Here is a 213-nt window from a genome sequence, read left to right as displayed (position 1 = left end):
GCTACGGTGACTTCACCACTATTGTCATCAATGGCAAACCGACCACCAGCGTCGTTTTGGAGGCTGTAGGTAACTGTATCGCTGCTATCGGGGTCGCTGGAACTGGCAGTAATCCCCACACTGGTGCCGTTGCTGGCATTTTCCGCTATTTGATTGTCGCTGCTGTCGCTATCGCTGGGTTGGCTAGGTGAAAACTCGTTGATGTCTGTGACG

The 213-nt window shown here is 53.1% G+C and carries 1 protein-coding gene; it reads right to left on the bottom strand.

Going from position 1 to position 213, the window contains the following annotated elements; genetic code table 11:
• Positions 1 to 213 (bottom strand): cadherin repeat domain-containing protein (locus tag AS151_RS22340; RefSeq protein WP_170861467.1); only part of this gene is annotated, 213 nt, incomplete at both ends.

It is taken from the genome of Geitlerinema sp. PCC 9228 (genome assembly GCF_001870905.1).
In the GTDB taxonomy this organism is placed as follows: domain Bacteria; phylum Cyanobacteriota; class Cyanobacteriia; order Cyanobacteriales; family PCC-9228; genus PCC-9228.
This window is presented reverse-complemented; position numbering and strand designations above follow the sequence as displayed.